The organism is Nocardiopsis dassonvillei (assembly GCF_964273065.1).
GTDB classification, from domain to species: domain Bacteria; phylum Actinomycetota; class Actinomycetes; order Streptosporangiales; family Streptosporangiaceae; genus Nocardiopsis; species Nocardiopsis dassonvillei_B.
The window spans coordinates 3,878,470-3,895,260 of the sequence record NZ_OZ186815.1; the positions used below are offsets into that span (position 1 = coordinate 3,878,470).

Here is a 16,791-nt window from a genome sequence, read left to right on the forward strand (position 1 = left end):
GCGGTGGGACCGGGCCGGGCTCAGACGCCGGCCGGGCTCTTGGCGCCCAGGTGGGCGAGGACCGAGGTGAAGAAGCCCAGGCCCTCGGTCGAGGGGCCGGTCAGCGCCTCCACGGCGTGCTCGGGGTGCGGCATGAGGCCGACGACGTTGCCGTGCTCGTTGGTGATCCCGGCGATGCCGCGGCGCGAGCCGTTGGGGTCGCCGCCCGCGTACCGGACCACGACCCGGTTCTCCGCCTCCAGGGCGTCGAGGGTGGCCTCGTCGGCCACGTAGCTGCCCTCACCGCTCTTGAGGACGACCAGGATCTCCTGGCCCTCCGAGTAGTCCCCGGTCCAGGCGGTGGCGGTGCTCTCCACCCGCAGCCGCTGCTCGCGGTTGACGAAGCGCAGGGTGGAGTTGCGGGTGAGCGCGCCCGGCAGCAGGTGGCTCTCGCACAGGATCTGGAAGCCGTTGCAGATGCCCAGGACGGGCAGCGCCCCGGAGCGGGCGGCCGGGACGAGCTCGGACATCAGCGGGGCGAAGCGGGCGATGGCGCCGCAGCGCAGGTAGTCGCCGTAGGAGAAGCCGCCGGGCAGGACGACCGCGTCGACCCCCCTGAGGTCGGCGTCCGCGTGCCACAGCGGGACGGGTTCGGCGCCCGCCAGCGCGACGGCGCGCGCGGCGTCCTTGTCGTCGAGGGAACCGGGGAAGGTGACGACGCCCACACGGGCTGTCATGAGCACACTCCGAGTCGTTGGTCGGGTCCCTCCCCGCGGGTGCGGGGAGTTGTCGGCGAGGAGGATGGCGGCGTCCGTCCGACCCCGAGGGGGGCACCGCGTCCGCACTTGGCAGAGTACCCGCTCACCTGTGCGCGGGTACGACGCTCACCCCTGTTCCGGGGTCCCGGTTCGTACGATTCTCCCGGTTCCCACGGCTCCGCGGGGTCCCCGGGTGTACGACCCGACAGGAGTCGTGGTGTGCGACACAGTCTCCGCGGGGTGTGCGGGGGCGGGGCCCGCGGGCCGTCCGCGTCCCCTCAGACCCGGCCCAGCATCAGGGCCTCCGGCGTGGCCGGGAGCCTCCCGGCCGCACCCTCGGCGGGGCGCCGGTCGCACGGGGCGCGGCGCTTGCGCAGGAGCACGGTGACCCGCGGCTCCCCCTCGAAGGACACCTCGTCCATGAGGCGGCGCATCAAAAGGATGCCCCTGCCCGATTCTGAATCGATCCCGGGCAGGGGCGGTGGTCGTTCCGATGTGAAGCGCGCGGCGAGCGCTTCGGAGTCGGGTGCTCTCCCCGTATGGGAGATCCGGACCTCGCACCAGTGCGCGCCGAGGTCGGCCTCCACCCGGTAGTCGGGGGCGGGGCCGCCGTGCTCGACCGCGTTGGCGCACGCTTCGGAGGAGGCCAGCAGGAAGTCGTCGACACAGCCCCGGCACAGTCCGGCGCGGTCCAGGAAGGTCTCGAGTACGTCGCGTACGACGGCGACCGTGTACGCCCGCCGCGGTAGGGAGATCGAGAAGACGGCGTCCATGAAATAACACCTCTCGTGCTCCGTCGTCGGTCATTGGGCCCGGCACGTCAATGAACCTTCCCGAGGGCGGCGAACGTAAAACGACCGCCGGTGCCCTCATGGGGCATCGGCGGCCGTTACATTGCACATCCGGCGCTACGGACACTTCTCGCGCTTTTGGGCAAAGTCCCTTAATTCAGTGCTCATGACCGCTGTACCGCGCTGCGCCGCCGGATGGGGCCGGGGGCGGCTCAGGAGTCCACGCGCACCCGGAAGTCCTCGATGACGGTGTTGGCGAGCAGAGTCTCGGCCAGGCGGCGGACGTCGGCCAGCTTGGCCTCGTCGACCTCGCCCTCGACCTCGACCTCGAAGCGCTTGCCCTGGCGGACCTGTTCGATCCCCTCGAAACCCAGGCGCGAGCAGGCGCCGGCGATCGCCTGGCCCTGCGGGTCCAGGATCTCGGGCTTGAGCATGACGTCAACAACGACGCGGGCCACAGGGTCCTCCACAAGAGAAATGGGTGTGCCGCCCTCCCGCCCCCTCCCGGCTCCCCGGCCGGGCGGACGCCTCTCCGTACTGCTCGGAGCGGGCGACGCCAGAGTACGGCACGCACGGGGGCGACCGGTGCGGCCGTGTCCGGCGTCACTCCGGCCCGGGGGTGCGGCGGGGATCGGCCGGGGAATACCGCAGAGCCCTACGGGTAGAGGGGGAACAGGGTTTTTTACCGCACTGTGAACCCTGCAAGCGAGTGTTTCGGTACGTTCGTGACTCGGATCACCCCGATTGATGTCATCATTGAGAGCACAAGGTGGCGTCTAAGAGGGTGGAAGTGATCGTCCGGTCGTCCTGAGGGGGAATCTTGACGACTATCGAAATGGACCCGATCGCCGCGCGGAACCGTGACGGGCGGGAGCCCGAGGAGGCGTTGGACTTCGCCACCGCCGTCACACCGTTCGCCGACCAGCTCTACCCCACGGCCCTGCGGATGACCCGCAACCCGGCCGACGCCGAGGACCTCGTCCAAGAGACGTTCGCCAAGGCCTTCGCCAATTTCCACCAGTTCCGGGCCGGCACCAACCTGCGTGCCTGGCTCTACCGGATCCTGACCAACACCTTCATCAACACCTACCGCAAGAAGCAGCGCGAGCCGCGCCAGGAGACCACCGACGAGATCAAGGACTGGCAGCTCGCCGCCGCCGAGGCGCACACCTCCTCGGGCATGCGGTCGGCCGAGAACGAGGTCCTGGACCACCTGCCCGACTCCGACATCAAGCAGGCGCTCGCGCGGCTGCCGGAGGAGTTCCAGGAGGTCATCTACCTCGTCGACATCGAGGGCTACGCCTACAAGGAGGTGGCCGAGCGCATGGGCACCCCGCTGGGGACCGTGATGTCCCGGCTGCACCGGGCCCGGCGCCAGCTCCGCGAGATGCTGGCCGACTACGCCCGCGACCGCGGCATGCGCGTGCCCCCCGCCCGCTAGCGGCTCCGCGCGCCCCCGTCCCCCGCCCCGGGAGGCCCGGGGCCCGAACGGCACCGCGCGGGAGGGCTGGAACCCCGCCCCCGGCGGACGCCGGAGTCCGGACCCGCAGGGTTTTCGGACCGACCGCCCCACCACGCTCCGTGGCCGGACCCGGCCGCCGTCGCTCCGCGGCCGGATGTTCCGCAACCCTCCGACAAAGTCGTCGGAAGACCTTGTACATGCTAGGAAGCCCTGCTAAACGGGCTCGTCCGGTATCGGGGAACATGGGTCCGCGACGTAAAAGGTGGCGGCCGGGTCTTGCGCTCGCCATGGTGAGTTCTGTCACCATATGGTGAGGTCCGCCGTACACCCATCACCCCGGGTGCATGCGCGGCGATCCGGCCGGCCAGCGTTCACCCGCGCGAAACCGGCCCCGAATACCGAGGAGCGACGTGTCGGACACCACCGCGCACGAGGAACCGGAGCTCATCCAGCTCCTGACACCGGAAGGGGAGCTGACGGGCCACCCCGACTACCCCCTGGAGATCACCGCGGACGAGATCCGCGACCTGTACCGGGACCTGGTCCTGGTACGCCGCTTCGACGGAGAGGCCGTCTCCCTCCAGCGCCAGGGCGAGCTGGGCCTGTGGGCCTCGCTGCTGGGCCAGGAGGCCGCGCAGATCGGCTCCGGCCGGGCCCTGCGGGGGAACGACATGGCCTTCCCCTCCTACCGGGAGCACGGCGTCGCCTGGTGCCGCGGCATCGAGCCCAAGGAACTGCTCGGCATGTTCCGCGGAGTCACCAACGGCGGCTGGGACCCCCACGAGCACGGCTTCCACCTCTACACGATCGTCATCGGCAGCCAGGCCCTGCACGCCACCGGCTACGCCATGGGCGTGCAGCGCGACGGCGCCCTCGGCGAGGACGGCACCGCCGTCATCACCTACTTCGGCGACGGGGCCACCAGCCAGGGCGACACCAACGAGGCGTTCAACTTCGCCTCGGTGAACAACGCCCCCGTGGTCTTCTTCTGCCAGAACAACCAGTGGGCCATCTCCGAGCCGCTGGAGCGCCAGGCCCGCGTGCCCATCTACAAGCGCGCCTCCGGCTTCGGCTTCCCCGGCGTCCGCGTGGACGGCAACGACGTGCTCGCGGTCCTCGCCGTCACCCGGGCCGCCCTGGACAACGCCCGCGAGGGCAACGGCCCCACGCTGGTCGAGGCGTTCACCTACCGCATGGGCGCCCACACCACCAACGACGACCCCACCCGGTACCGCAACGCGGCCGAGCTGGACGAGTGGAAGGCCAAGGACCCGATCCTGCGGGTGCGCCGTTACCTGGAGAACAACGGGCTGGCCGACGAGGAGTTCTTCGCCTCGGTCGACGCCGAGGCCGACGCGCTGGGGGAGAAGGTCCGGACGCAGTGCCGGAGCCTGCCCGACCCCGAGCCGCTGGACATCTTCCACGAGGTGTACGCCGAACCCAACGTCCACATCGACCGCCAGCGCGCGGAGTTCGCCGAGTACCTGGCCTCCTTCGAGGCGGAAGGGGTCCGATAGGCCATGACCAACCTCACGATCGGCAAGGCCATCAACGCCGGCCTGCGCGCCGCGATGGAGCACGACCCCAAGGTCCTCGTCATGGGCGAGGACGTCGGCAAGCTCGGCGGCGTCTTCCGGGTCACCGACGGCCTGCACAAGGACTTCGGCGCGGACCGCGTCATCGACACCCCGCTGGCCGAGTCCGGCATCGTCGGCACCGCCATCGGCATGGCGCTGCGCGGCTACCGGCCCGTGGTGGAGATCCAGTTCGACGGGTTCTTCTTCCCCGCGGCGAACCAGACCTTCACCCAGCTCGCCAAGATGCGCCGCCGCTCCGCCGGCAAGCTCAGCGTGCCCGTCGTCATGCGCATCCCCTACGGCGGCGGCATCGGCGCCGTGGAGCACCACAGCGAGTCCCCGGAGTCGTACTTCCTGCACACCGCGGGCCTGCGCGTGGTGAGCGTCGCCAACGCGGTGGACGCCTACTGGATGATCCAGCAGGCGATCCGCAGCGAGGACCCGGTGATCTTCCTGGAGCCCAAGCGGCGCTACTACGAGAAGGCGGAGGTGGACACCGGGGCGTCCGTCTCCGAGGCGACGCCGATGGGCGCCGCCCGGGTCGCCCGCCCCGGCACCGACGTCACGCTGCTCGCCTACGGGCCCATGGTCAAGACCGCCCTCCAGGCGGCCGAGGCCGACACCGACCACTCCATCGAGGTCATCGACCTGCGGTCGCTGGCCCCCGTGGACTACCCGACCGTCTTCGAGTCCGTGAGGAGGACCGGCCGCCTGGTCGTCGCCCACGAGGCCACCCTCACCGGCGGGCCGGGCGCGGAGATCGCCGCCCGGGTCACCGAGGAGTGCTTCTACCACCTGGAGTCCCCGGTCATCCGGGTCGCCGCCTTCGACACCCCCTACCCGCAGTCCCGGCTGGAGGAGCACTACCTGCCGGACCTGGACCGGGTCCTGGACGGGGTCGACCGGGCGTTCGCGTACTAGGGGATATAGGAACACATGGCGATTCAGAAGAACGCCCCCGCGGTGGGCGGCGTGCACTCGTTCAAACTGCCCGACGTGGGCGAAGGCCTGGTCGACGCGGAGATCCTCACCTGGTTCGTGAAACCCGGTGACGTGATCGAGGTCAACCAGATGATCTGCGAGATCGAGACCGCCAAGGCGGTCGTCGAGCTGCCGAGCCCGTTCGCGGGCACGGTCAAGGAGCTGCTGGTCGAGGAGGGGCAGACGGTGGACGTCGGCACGGTGATCATCACCGTGGACGACGGCACCGGCGGCGGGGACGGCGGCGCGGCCGCCGCCCCGGCCGAGGAGGAGCGGGAGAAGCCGCTGGTGGGCTACGGCGAGAAGGCCGGCTCCACCCAGCGCCGGGCCCGCCGCCGCCCGGCCCCCTCCGGCCCGGTGTCCCCGGCCCCGGCGGCGAAACCGGCCCCCGCCCCGGCGGCCCCGTCGGTGGCCGTCGCCCCGGCCCCGGTCGCCTCCCAGGGGCGCCCGCTGGCCAAGCCGCCGGTGCGCAAGCTCGCCAGGGACCTCGGCGTGAACCTGGCGACGGTCGTCCCCAGCGGGGCGGGCGGCGTCATCACCCGCGACGACGTCCACGCGGCCGCCCAGGGCGGGCAGGCCGCCCAGGAGACGGCCGCCGCACCGCAGGAGGCCCCCGCGGCCGCGCCCGCGGCGGTGGACCGGTCCGCCCGGGAGCTGCGCGTGCCCATCAAGGGCGTGCGCAAGGCGACGGCGGCGGCGATGGTGGGCAGCGCGTTCACCGCGCCGCACGTCACCGAGTTCCTCCAGGTGGACGTCACCCGCACCATGAAGGCGGTCGCGCGGCTGCGCGAGCACCCCGACTTCGCGGGTGTGCGGGTGTCGCCGCTGCTCATGGTCGCCAAGGCGCTGCTGCTGGCGATCAAGCGCAACCCCGAGGTCAACGCGTCCTGGGACGAGGCCGCCCAGGAGATCGTGGTCAAGCGCTACGTGAACCTGGGGATCGCCGCCGCCACCGAGCGCGGACTGGTGGTGCCCAACATCAAGGACGCCGACGCCAAGACGCTGCCGCAGCTGGCGGGCGCGCTCAAGGAGCTCACCGACACCGCCCGCGCGGGCAAGGTGACCCCGGCGGACATGTCCGGAGGCACGATCACGATCACCAACGTGGGCGTGTTCGGCGTGGACGCGGGGACCCCGATCCTGAACCCCGGCGAGGCGGCGATCCTGGCCTTCGGGCAGATCCGCGACATGCCGTGGGTGCACAAGGGCAAGCTGAAGATCCGCAAGGTCACGACGCTGTCGCTGTCCTTCGACCACCGCCTGGTCGACGGTGAGCTCGGCTCGAAGGTGCTGCGCGACATCGGCGCCGTACTGGAGGACCCGGAGCTGACCTCGCTCGCCTGGGGGTAGTCTCCTGTGAATCGCGCCGTCGGGGCTGACGGTGCGACCGTGGCCCCCGGGGGAGACCCCGGGGGCCGCACGTGTTCCGGGTGTCCGTCCCGGCCCGGGCGCCCGGGCCGGGCCGTTCGGGGCGCCGGGCGGCGCGGAGGCGGGGGAGCCGGGGGAGCCGGGGCACGGCCGCGGCCGTGAACGCGCAGGGGGCCGGTGCGCCGTGCGCGCCGGCCCCGCCCGCGAGGAGGGGTCCGTCCCCCAAGGGGGAGGAGGGCGGACCCCCGTATCCCTGTTCTTCCCCGGCGTGTCGGCCCGGACACCTTCGGTTCCCGGGCGCCCGCGGGGCTCACAGGGGCGGGGCGACCATCCCGTACACCGCCCCGACCGCCGCCAGCGCGAGTCCGGCCAGGGCGGCCAGCGGCAGGTGCACGCGGGAGAAGGGCCGCAGCTGCCCGCGCGCCAGGCAGATCCCCACGAACACGGCCGACACCGCCGACAGCACCGCCGTCGCGGTCATCGGCAGTGTCAGGGCGGGGGAGCCCTCGTGCAGCCACTTCTGGGCCACGGCCAGGTCCGTCGCCCCGTGGACCAGGAGGCCCACCGCCGTGACCGCCGCCAGCGCCGTCGAGGCCAGCAGCATCCGCGTCGCCAGGGTGAACCCGTTCCCCGAGCGCTGCACCGGGACCAGCACCGTGAGCAGGACCAGCAGCGCGGCCCCCGCGACGGCCAGGTGCAGGGAGGGGGAGGCCAGCGGCCCGGTGCGGGTGTACACGGAGGTCGGGTTCATGTCGGTGGCGATCGCGGCCACCTCCCCGTCCCGCTCGACGAACGCCAGCAGGTCCCGGCCGTTCTCGGCGACGAAGACCCCCTCCTCCACCGGCAGCCAGCGGTCGTCGGCCGTGAGCCGCCCGGCGACCGACAGCGTTCCGTCGCCCGCGTCGCGGACCGTCACGTTGTCGATCAGCGCCACCAGCCGGGTCGGACCCGCGGTCGGCAGCCGGGAGGTGATGTAGGAGCCCTCGTAGGCGCTCAGGTCGGCGTCCGGGTCGGCGGCCCCCCCGGGGTACTCCTGCGGGGCGAACTCGTCCGCGAACGCTTCGACCACCGCCATGCGCAGGTCCAGCAGCGGGTTGGCGCCCTCCGGGTCGTCCCCGTTGACCGCCACGAACACGCCCGCACCGATCTCCGGCACCAGCGCGTACCCGGTGTGGACCCCCGGCAGGTCGCCGCTGTGGCCGATGATCGGGGAGTCCCCCGCCCGCCACTGGTAGGTGCCGTAGCCCATGCCGGTGGTCCGCGGGTGCATCCCGAGCCGCCGCTCCAGCATCGCCTCGGCCACCCCCGGGGCCAGGGCCTGCTCCCCGTCGACACGGCCGCCGTCCAGCAGCGCCTCCATGAAGAGGGCCATGTCGCCGACGGTGGTCACGGCCGCGCCCGCCGGAACGTCCCCCATGCGGATGTCCTCGGCCGCCGTCCCGTCGGCCAGGTGCGAGGTCACCAGGGGCCGGTCGGCGCGGGCGTCGGCGAGCTGCACGAACCCGGTGTCCTCCATGCCCAGCGGGGTGAACACGCGTTCGTCCACGTAGTCCTCGAACGGGGTGCCCGACACCTCCTGCACGACGTACCCCGCGAGCGCCACCCCGTAGTTGGAGTACGCGGTGTACTCGCCCGGGGCGAACAGCCGGTCGGGGGCCGCGGTGCGCACCGTCTCGGCGAGGGTCGCGGTGCCCTCCCCGCCGAGCCGCCCGGCCACCTCGGCGAACCCGGGGGTGTGGGTGAGCAGGTCGTGCAGGGTCACGGGCTCCCCGGGCGGCCGTGCGTCCCCGGGCAGGTAGGCGGCGATGTCCTCGGCCAGGTCCAGGCGCCCGTCCTCGACGAGGGTGAGCACGGCGGCCGCGGTGAACGACTTGGCCACGGACGCGGTGGGGAACACGTGCTCCTCCGCGTCCAGGGGGGTGGCCTCCGCCAGGTCGGCGTACCCGTGGGCGGCGGTGGCGATCCGCTCGCCGCCGAGGACGACGGTCACGGCCGCGCCGGGGGCGCCGTGCGCCTCCAGGAGTTCGGCCACCCGGTCGTCGGCGAACGCGCGGGCTGTCGCGGGGGTCAGCGGGGTCGCCTCGCGGGGCGGCGGGGCGGTGGCCGGTACGGGGGAGGCGGCCGCGGCGGGGACCGCGGGCGCCGCCGTCAGCAGTACGGCCGCGCAGAGCGCGGCGGAGCGTCGGCCGGTCATGGTGGCCTTTCGTCGGGGGTTCTTCTCCTTTCCGAAACTAGGGATCCGGTCCCGGCGGCACACGGGCGCCGGCCACCCGAACCGGGGTGGGGCGGGCTGCACCTCCGGGCCGCGGCAGGGGGCACCGGCCGGCGGACCGGACGGGAGGCCCCGCCCCCGGGCGGCGGGGACGGGGCCTCGGGGCGGGGCTACGGGCGTGCGCCGATCTCGCCGACCCAGCCCGACCAGACGTAGCTCACCTGCTCGGCGGGCAGCGGGTAGGACAGGCCGTGGTCCTTGGCGGACCCGGCCCCGGGGTCCTCGGCCAGCAGGGTCGTGTCGCGGTACAGCAGCGAGCCGTCCCCCGCGTCGTAGAGGAAGCGGAACTCCGACACGGACGCCCCGTCCTCCACCTCGAGGGAGAACAGCTCGCCCTCGCGGCCCAGCGGGTCGGTGGCGGTGCCCAGGTACTCCAGGGCGTCGAACCCGGCGAGCACGCGCTGCACCGCCGCCTCCTCCGGCCCCGCCAGGGGGCGGGTCCCGTACAGGAACTCCACGGCGTTCACGATCGCGGCAGGGGAGTCGTCCGCGGGGTCCTCGCCCAGGTCGGCGAGCACCGCCGCCATGCCTTCGGTGTCGGTGGGCAGCTCCGCCGGCCACACCAGGGAGGGGTGCAGGGTCTCCTCGTGGGACTCGCTCCCCCGCTCCAGGAAGGCCTCGTGGTCCGCCTCCTCGCCGCCCTTGTCCAGGGGCGGCTGCGGGTGGCCGTCCGAGCGGTGCTCGCCGCCCGGGCCCGTCCACTCGTTCCACTCGTAGGGGATGTACCGGTAGCCGTGGGTCTCGTCGGGGTCGTCGTCCCCGGCGTTGGCGGTGAGCCGGACCAGTTCTGTCCCCGAGGTGGACACGAAGGCGACGTCGCCCGACCCCTCGGCCGGGCCGCGGCCCTCGGCGGCCTCGGCCAGGGCCAGCAGGCCGTCGGTGCCGTCGACCGGGTCGCCGCCGACGACCTCGATCGGCTCGGGCGGTGCGGCGTAGGCGGAGGGGATGCCGCCCGGTTCGTCGGCGGACGGCAGCAGGGCGGCGGCGCCCACGGCCAGCGCCGCGGCGGCCGCTCCGGCGACCAGGACGGGGGTGCGGCGCCACAGGGGTCGGGACACGGCGGGGCTCTCCTTCAGTCGGGCGATGGCGTGGGTACGGGCCCGGTGGCGGGCCGCGGGGTCGGGGGCGGTGCCCGCGGCGGGGTCGGTGCCGTCCAGGGCGGTGCGCAGTGCGGTCAGGTCGTCCATGCCGCCTCCTTCGGGGCGTGGCCGGGTGCGGTCTCGTTCATGTGGGCGGTCAGCTTCTTGCGGGCCCGGTGCAGCCGGGCGCGGGCGGTGACGTGGGTGCAGCCCAGGACCCGGGCCGCCTGGCGGCAGTCGAGCCCCTCCCAGGTCACGAGCATCACGAGCTCGCGTTCCGGTTCCGTCAGCTGGGCCAGGGCCGCCAGGGCCCCGTCGCGTTCGACCACCCGGTCGGCGTCGTCGGCGTGGACCGCCGAACCCGGCCGCCGGCTCAGCGACTCGGCGATCAGGTCCTGCCGGTGGTCCTTGCGCAGGTGGGCCAGGGTGATCCGGCGTGCGCAGGCGTACAGCCAGGGCAGCTCGCGCCCGGGCGGCATGCGTTCGCCGCGCTGCCAGGCCACGACGAAGGCCTCGGATGCGACGTCGTCCGCCCGGTCCGGGCCCACCCGCCGCCGCGCGTAGCGGTGGACGGCGTCGTAGTGCTCCTCGAACATGGCGTTGAAGTCGCGCTGGCCGGAGTATGCGTCCCCGGCCGTGCCGCGTCTCATCGGCGTACCTCCCGTCCTCTCACCTGGATGTGTCGGGGAAGGGGGAGGGTGTTAGAGGGGGATCCGGACTTTTTCGGTCAGCCCAGCAGGAACGTGACCGCGAAGAGCACCGGGACCGTCGCGAACGTGGAGATCAGCACGGTGTCGCGGACCGTGTCGACCTCCGCGCGGAAGCGCAGCGAGTAGGTGAACACGTTCTGGGCCGTGGGCAGCGCGGCCAGCACCACCACGGCGAACAGGTCCGCGCCGGGCAGGTCGAACACCAGGGCGCCCAGCGCCCACGCCACCAGCGGCTGCACCACCGACTTCAGCGACACCGCGAACAGCACCGACCCGCGCTGCGGGCCCCGGCCGGGCATCCCCGAACCGTGCAGGGAGATGCCGAACGCCAGCAGCATCGCCGGGACCGCCATCCCGCCGATCAGCTCGAAGGGCTCCAGCAGCGGGGCCGGCGGGGCCCAGCCCGACGCCGCCACCGTCACCCCGGCCAGCGAGGCCAGCAGCAGCGGGTTGCGCACGGGGGTGCTCAGGGCGCGGCGCAGCACCGGCCCGGTCCCGCGGACCTCGCCGCCCGCCAGGTCCAGCACCGTCACCGCGACCGGGGCCATCACCAGCATCTGGGTCAGCAGGATCGGAGCGACCAGGGAGGCGTCGCCCAGGACGTAGGAGGCGATGGGCAGGCCCAGGTTGCCCGCGTTCACGTACGAGGACGCCAGCGCCGACATGGTGGTGCGGGAGACGCCCCAGCGGCGCAGCAGGCCGACGGCCACCACCACGGCGACCACGGCCGCCACGCTCAGGGAGCTCACCACGACCTTGCCCGACCACAGCACCGACAGGTCGGTGTCGAGGAGGATCGTGAACATCAGCGCCGGGCCCGCCACGTAGAAGGCCAGGGTGCTGAGCACGTCGCGGCCCCCGGCGCCCAGCAGGGAGAGCCTGCCCAGCATGTAACCGATGACGACGACGGTGGTGATGACGCCGAAACCGGTGACCACGCCGGACACTGGCGACCTCCTGGGGCAGTGGGGACCCTGGGAATCTACTCCCGGTCCCGGCGCCGCCGCCAGGAGCGGGGTCACACCCGGTCGGTCGCGTGGAGAGGGGGCGCCCGCGCCGGGTCAGGCCCCCCGGGCGTCCTCCCCGCCGTTCTCCCGCGCGTCCTGCGCGGCGGCGGTCGGGGCCGCGGCCCGGCGGCGGCGCCGCGCCTCGCGCAGGGTCACCCCCACGATGCGGGTGGCCACCACGGCGCCGATCACCGCCAGCGGCAGGACCAGCGCCGTCACCGGCTGCCGGATCCCCTCGTAGCGGGCGCCGGAGCCGTCCAGCACCAGGAACCCGGCCGGACGCGCCCGCAGCGCGCCGGCACCGCCGGCCCCGTCGCCCCCCGTGCCCAGGAAGCGTCCCGTGCCGCCGCCCATCAGCGTCAGCGACGACACCCGTGCCACCGGGACGACCGTCGTCACCCCGTCGGAGACCGGTGCGCCGAACACCGTCTCGGCCCGCGCCGAGCCGCCGGTGCGCTCGATCAGACCGGACAGTGCGGCCACGGCCGGGTGGCGGGCGGCGCGACGCGCCGCGGCGGATGCCGACATGGTGGGTCCTCCTGGAGGTGGAAGCGGACTTTCACGCTATAGCGCCCACCCGGGCGCGGGGCGGGATCTGCGCCCGGTGGCGCGTTCCGGCCACCGGGGACCGGGTCGGCGCGCGGGCGCCCCGGGGTGTCCCGGCCGCCCGGCGCGGCCGCCGGAGCGGGTCAGAAGAGCGGCTCGCCGGGCTCGAAGGTGACGGGGTCGACCGGGACCACCCGCTCCTGCGGGGTGATGACCATCAGCACCCCGCCGTCCGGGTGCTCCACCGCGTCGCGGAAGAGGAGGGGCTCCCCGGACCCGGCCAGCAGGTCCTCCCCGCTCTCGACGTCCCACACGGACGAGGTGTGCCGGGCGACCGCCTCACCGCCGTCCTCCCCCTCCTCGAACGTGTACCAGTCGGCGTACAGCCGGTCGCCGCCGGGCGAGAGCGCCAGCTCCGCCACGTGGGAGGACACGTCGCCCCCCACGAACCCGTCCATGGTGAACGACCGCACCTCCCGGCCCCGCACGTAGTCCCACCACACCAGCCGGTCCCCGGAGACGTGGACCACCTCGTCGGTGCCGGGGACCACCGCGAACTCCGGACCGGTCAGGCCTCGCACCGTGTGCAGCGCACGGCCGTCCCGGGCGTCCCAGACCGTCATCTCCGCGCCCCCCGCCGTGACGATCCGCTCCCCGTCGGGCATGACCGCCCTCGCGGTCCGCTCGTCGACCAGCCGCCCCAGCGGCTCCCCGGTGGCCGTGTCCACCACCCCCACCTGGAACGCGCCGAGGCGGGCGTCGACGGTGACCGTCATCAGCGACCCGTCGGGGCTGAACCCGACGTGGCTCGCCGGCTTCGGGTCGTCCACCCACACCCCGTCGGGGCCGCTGGGCCCCCGCTGCGGCCCCAGGTGCTCGACGGTCGTCCTCGAGGGCAGGTCGAACGTGGTGGCCATGGTCACCGGCGTGTCCACGTCCTCGAAATCCCGCTGCACCCCGGCCGCCAGCAGGCAGCCCGCCGGGGAGAACACCGGTTCCAGGAGTCCGGCGACCTCGGGCAGCCGGGCGACCTCCTCCCGGGCCTCCCAGTCCCAGATGCTCAGACCCTCGGAGGTGTGCACCGCCAGCAGTTCCCCGCTCGGGTCGAACGACAGGGACCGGGACCACACCCGCTCCCCGTCCAGCGGGCCCTCGGGAGCCGGGTAGGCGACGCCCTCCGAGCAGGGGGCGCCCCCGGACATCACCGGGGCGCCGGGCTCCTCCTCCCGCTCCGTCCCCCGCCAGGCCCACACGCCGACCGCGGCGACGGCGGCCAGCGCCACCGCGCCCGCCGCCACCGCCGTGGCCCGCCGCCGGGCGCGGTCCCGCGACCGCGGCTCCGCGGCGTCCCGCGCGCCCCCGGCGGCCTCGACCAGCGCCCGCTGCTCCCCGGCCCGTGCGCGCACCGCCGCCAGCACCGCCGGCGGCCAGGGGTCGGCCGCGCGCGGTCCGCCGAGCATCCGCACCAGGTCGGCGGCGCTGGGCCGCAGGACGGGGCTGTTGCGCAGGCAGGCCTCCACCAGGCCGCGCAGTTGCAGGGGGACCCGGGACAGCCCGGCGGGGCCCTCCAGCCCGCTCGCGGCGTACGACACGGTCGCCGCCCACGCGAACACGTCGGTGCCCGGCCCGGTGCCCCCTTCCGGGGCGGCGAACGACGGGTGCGGCGCCCGCTGCTCCACCCCGGCGACCGCCCACTCCAGGCCGGGGTCGGACAGCAGCGCCCGCTCGGTGGTGACCAGCACCCCGGCCGGCCACAGCGAGCCGTGCGCCCGGCCCGTCGCGTGCACGTCGTCCAGCGCCAGCGCCAGGTGCAGAGCCAGTGAGTGCAGCGCGTCCGCGGACAGCGTGCCGACCGTCTCCACCAGGTCGGTGAGCCCCGCCCCCGGGGGGTGCTCCACCGCCACCCACGGCACCGCGCCGCGCAGGTCGGCGGCGCGCACCGCGCACACCCGGTCGCTCTCCAGCCGGTACCCGGCCTCCACCAGCTCGCCGAACACCGACCGGAACCGGGCGTCGGTGGCGTGTTCCGAGCGCACCACGTGGACGGCGGCGGGCGGCCCGCCCGGCGTGGAGCCCAGGTAGACGCGCGCGTAGGAGTCCTCTCCCAGGCGGGAGTGGAGCCGGTAGGGGCCGACGGAGGGCGGGTCGTGCGGGTGCAGGGGCTGCATGGTCCTTCGGGGGACGTCGGGGGCGGGGACCGGTCAGCCGACGCGGTCGACCAGCCGCATGCGGACGGGGTCGATCACCCAGACGGGCGCGTTGTCGATCGGGACGGCGGCCAGCACCTCGCCGCCGGGGTGCACGGTGAGCCACTGGACGAACCCCTCGTCCTTCTCCTCGGTGATCTCCCGCCCGGTGGACAGCTCCCACACCTTGGTCCCGTACCGCGGCAGGTCCTCCTCGGAGATGACGAAGCCCGAACCCTTGTAGTTGGCGTACACCCGGTCGGCCTCCGTGTTCACGGCGATCTCCTGGAGGGTGCTGTCCTCGGGGATCTCGGCGGTGAACTCCCCCAGCCGCCCCCCGTCGGGCAGGGAGGTGCGGACGATCCGCCCGTCCTGCGTGACGTGGAGCATCTCCGAGCCGACGACCGCCGTGTTGGCGCCCATCCCGGACCGCACCCCGTCCAGGTTCAGGACCTCCTCCCGCGTCCCGGCGTCCCACACGGTCAGCTCCCCGGTGAAGTCCAGGCCGATGACGAGGGCGCCGTCGGGGGTGGTCCGGATCTCGTGCGCGGGGGAGGCCCCCCGGTAGACGCCGAGGACCTCGTCGGTCTCCGGGTCGATCTCGATCACGGAGGAGTCCGAGGTCCAGTCCGAGTACAGCAGCGTCCCGCCGCCGGGACCGAACGCCACCGCCTCCGTCTCGGTGCCCTCCTGCAGGACGCGGTGCTCCCCCGTCCCGACCGTGAACACGTGGACGCCGTCGTCGTCGGCGTAGGCGATGCGGCACCCGTCGGGGGACACCACGGGGACCACCCCGAACCCCTCGGTCTCGATGCCGATGAGCCCCAGCTCGACCCCCTCGCGCCAGTCCCACAGGGCGATACCGCTGTCACCGCCGACCACCAGGACACCTCCGTCGGGCGAGAACGCCGGGGTGATCGACCGCGTGCCGGGGGCCAGGGGCCGTTCCCTGGCGGCGTCGGCGTACTCGGGGGCCATGTGCTCGGCCAGGTCGCACCGCTCGCGGGAACCGGGGGCCTCCTCCGGCTCCCCGCCGCTCCCGCCGGACGTCACCGCGGCCCAGGTCCCGACCCCGCCGACCAGGGCCAGCGCGGTGGCGGCGGCGCCCGCCGCGAGCAGCCGCCGGCGCCGCCGGGCCCGCTCCAGGGCCCTGCGGTCCAGGGGGTGGGCGTACACCGGCGACCCCACGGCGTCCCGGTACTCCCGGGCCGCCGCGTCCGTCAGGGCGGCCGCGGGCGGCGGCAGCCACGCCGCAGCGGACTCCGCGGGCGGGGCCGGGCCGCCCAGCACCTCCAGCACCTCGCCCATGGCGGGCCGCCGCGCCGGGTCCTTCTCCAGGCAGGCCGTGACCAGCGGGCCCAGGGAGTCGGGCACCCCGGTCAGCACCGGGTCGCGGTGGGTGATGCGGTACAGGACCGCCGACGGGTGGCCCTCGCCGAAGGGGCCGCTGCCGGTGAGCGCGTAGACCAGTACCCCGCCCAGCGCGAACACGTCGGACGCCGGCCCGCCCGGTTCGCTGCGCACGTTCTCCGGGGCCATGTACCCGGGGGTGCCGATGATCCGGCCGTCCTCGCCGTGGGCGTCCCCCAGCGCGCCCGCGATGCCGAAGTCGATCACCTGCGGGCCGGAGGAGTCGACCATCACGTTGCCGGGCTTGAGGTCGCGGTGCACCATCCCGCTCGCGTGCACCCGTCCCAGGGCCTCGGCCACACCCCGCCCCAGGAACCGGACCGCCTCCTCGGGGAGCGGCCCGGTGAGCTGCACCAGGTCGTGCAGGGAGGGGCCCATGACGTACTCCGTGGCCATCCACGGCGTCTGCCCGGCCGGGTCCGCGTCCAGCACCCGGGGGGTGTGGGGGCCGTGCACCCGGCGGGCCAGGTCCAGTTCGCGGGCGAACCGGCCGCGGAAGTCGGGGTCGTAGGCGTACTCGGCGCGCACCACCTTGACGGCGGCGGCGGAGCCGTCCGGTCCGGTGCCCAGGTAGACGCGTCCCATGCCGCCGACACCGAGCAGCGCCCGGATCCGGTAGGGGCCGACGGTGCGGGGGTCGCCGAGGGTGAGTGGTCGCATGGCGG

The 16,791-nt window shown here is 74.2% G+C and carries 14 protein-coding genes; 4 read left to right on the forward strand and 10 right to left on the reverse strand.

The features are described from left to right. Positions 1-20: 20 nt before the first annotated feature. The 3 genes from purQ to purS form a co-directional block, all read right to left on the reverse strand. Positions 21-716 (reverse strand): phosphoribosylformylglycinamidine synthase subunit PurQ, encoded by a 696-nt coding sequence (purQ, locus tag ACSUPR_RS17280; RefSeq protein ID WP_436885637.1) that lies wholly within the window; start codon positions 714-716, stop codon positions 21-23. Between the two features lie 299 nt (positions 717-1,015). Then, positions 1,016-1,510: an ATP-binding protein gene (locus ACSUPR_RS17285; protein WP_436885638.1), complete on the reverse strand. Its 495-nt coding sequence runs from the start codon at positions 1,508-1,510 to the stop codon at positions 1,016-1,018. Positions 1,511-1,740: 230 nt separating this feature from the next. After that, positions 1,741-1,986 carry a phosphoribosylformylglycinamidine synthase subunit PurS gene (purS, locus tag ACSUPR_RS17290; RefSeq protein ID WP_436885639.1) on the reverse strand — a complete coding sequence of 82 codons (246 nt, stop codon included), beginning with the start codon at positions 1,984-1,986 and terminating at the stop codon, positions 1,741-1,743. Positions 1,987-2,363: 377 nt separating this feature from the next. Here purS and ACSUPR_RS17295 point away from each other — a divergent pair, with 377 nt between their 5' ends. The 4 genes from ACSUPR_RS17295 (at position 2,364) to ACSUPR_RS17310 (ending at position 6,898) form a co-directional block, all read left to right on the forward strand. Next, positions 2,364-2,969: a sigma-70 family RNA polymerase sigma factor gene (locus tag ACSUPR_RS17295; RefSeq protein WP_436892044.1), complete on the forward strand. Its 606-nt coding sequence runs from the start codon at positions 2,364-2,366 to the stop codon at positions 2,967-2,969. A gap of 431 nt (positions 2,970-3,400) precedes the next feature. Continuing rightward, complete coding sequence (gene pdhA / locus ACSUPR_RS17300) at positions 3,401-4,507, forward strand: pyruvate dehydrogenase (acetyl-transferring) E1 component subunit alpha (protein WP_436885640.1); 1,107 nt, start codon at positions 3,401-3,403, stop codon at positions 4,505-4,507. Between the two features lie 3 nt (positions 4,508-4,510). After that, complete coding sequence (locus ACSUPR_RS17305; protein WP_436885641.1) at positions 4,511-5,488, forward strand: alpha-ketoacid dehydrogenase subunit beta; 978 nt, start codon at positions 4,511-4,513, stop codon at positions 5,486-5,488. A 15-nt stretch (positions 5,489-5,503) separates the two neighbouring features. Then, complete coding sequence (locus tag ACSUPR_RS17310) at positions 5,504-6,898, forward strand: dihydrolipoamide acetyltransferase family protein (RefSeq protein WP_436885642.1); 1,395 nt, start codon at positions 5,504-5,506, stop codon at positions 6,896-6,898. A 328-nt stretch (positions 6,899-7,226) separates the two neighbouring features. Here the strand turns inward: ACSUPR_RS17310 and ACSUPR_RS17315 are convergent, their stop codons facing one another. The 7 genes from ACSUPR_RS17315 to ACSUPR_RS17345 all read right to left on the reverse strand — a co-directional run bounded on the left by ACSUPR_RS17315 (position 7,227) and on the right by ACSUPR_RS17345 (position 16,786). Further along, positions 7,227-9,110: a serine hydrolase domain-containing protein gene (locus tag ACSUPR_RS17315; protein WP_436885643.1), complete on the reverse strand. Its 1,884-nt coding sequence runs from the start codon at positions 9,108-9,110 to the stop codon at positions 7,227-7,229. A 188-nt stretch (positions 9,111-9,298) separates the two neighbouring features. Continuing rightward, positions 9,299-10,375, reverse strand: a complete 1,077-nt coding sequence (locus ACSUPR_RS17320) for a CU044_5270 family protein (RefSeq protein WP_436885644.1) — start codon at positions 10,373-10,375, stop codon at positions 9,299-9,301. Further along, positions 10,363-10,917, reverse strand: coding sequence for an RNA polymerase sigma factor (locus ACSUPR_RS17325; RefSeq protein WP_436885645.1), 555 nt, complete (start codon positions 10,915-10,917; stop codon positions 10,363-10,365). The genes ACSUPR_RS17320 and ACSUPR_RS17325 overlap by 13 nt, the downstream gene beginning before the upstream one ends. A gap of 77 nt (positions 10,918-10,994) precedes the next feature. Continuing rightward, the gene (locus tag ACSUPR_RS17330) at positions 10,995-11,924 is read right to left on the reverse strand and encodes an AEC family transporter (RefSeq protein WP_436885646.1); all 930 of its coding nucleotides are present in this window, start codon (positions 11,922-11,924) and stop codon (positions 10,995-10,997) included. 114 nt (positions 11,925-12,038) lie between these two features. Then, complete coding sequence (locus tag ACSUPR_RS17335) at positions 12,039-12,512, reverse strand: hypothetical protein (RefSeq protein WP_436885647.1); 474 nt, start codon at positions 12,510-12,512, stop codon at positions 12,039-12,041. Positions 12,513-12,673: 161 nt separating this feature from the next. After that, positions 12,674-14,698, reverse strand: coding sequence for an acyl-ACP thioesterase (locus ACSUPR_RS17340; protein WP_436885648.1), 2,025 nt, complete (start codon positions 14,696-14,698; stop codon positions 12,674-12,676). A gap of 33 nt (positions 14,699-14,731) precedes the next feature. Next, positions 14,732-16,786 (reverse strand): protein kinase domain-containing protein, encoded by a 2,055-nt coding sequence (locus ACSUPR_RS17345; protein WP_436885649.1) that lies wholly within the window; start codon positions 16,784-16,786, stop codon positions 14,732-14,734. Positions 16,787-16,791 lie beyond the last annotated feature (5 nt).

Excerpts from the sequence above, each read along its gene's own strand:
- purQ (WP_436885637.1), bottom strand. The coding sequence starts at position 716 with ATGACAGCCCGTGTGGGCGTCGTCACCTTCCCCGGTTCCCTCGACGAC.
- ACSUPR_RS17285 (WP_436885638.1), bottom strand. The coding sequence starts at position 1,510 with ATGGACGCCGTCTTCTCGATCTCCCTACCGCGGCGGGCGTACACGGTC.
- ACSUPR_RS17295 (WP_436892044.1), top strand. The coding sequence starts at position 2,364 with ATGGACCCGATCGCCGCGCGGAACCGTGACGGGCGGGAGCCCGAGGAG.
- ACSUPR_RS17305 (WP_436885641.1), top strand. The coding sequence starts at position 4,511 with ATGACCAACCTCACGATCGGCAAGGCCATCAACGCCGGCCTGCGCGCC.
- ACSUPR_RS17310 (WP_436885642.1), top strand. The coding sequence starts at position 5,504 with ATGGCGATTCAGAAGAACGCCCCCGCGGTGGGCGGCGTGCACTCGTTC.
- ACSUPR_RS17315 (WP_436885643.1), bottom strand. The coding sequence starts at position 9,110 with ATGACCGGCCGACGCTCCGCCGCGCTCTGCGCGGCCGTACTGCTGACG.
- ACSUPR_RS17320 (WP_436885644.1), bottom strand. The coding sequence starts at position 10,375 with ATGGACGACCTGACCGCACTGCGCACCGCCCTGGACGGCACCGACCCC.
- ACSUPR_RS17325 (WP_436885645.1), bottom strand. The coding sequence starts at position 10,917 with ATGAGACGCGGCACGGCCGGGGACGCATACTCCGGCCAGCGCGACTTC.
- ACSUPR_RS17335 (WP_436885647.1), bottom strand. The coding sequence starts at position 12,512 with ATGTCGGCATCCGCCGCGGCGCGTCGCGCCGCCCGCCACCCGGCCGTG.
- ACSUPR_RS17340 (WP_436885648.1), bottom strand. The coding sequence starts at position 14,698 with ATGCAGCCCCTGCACCCGCACGACCCGCCCTCCGTCGGCCCCTACCGG.
- ACSUPR_RS17345 (WP_436885649.1), bottom strand. The coding sequence starts at position 16,786 with ATGCGACCACTCACCCTCGGCGACCCCCGCACCGTCGGCCCCTACCGG.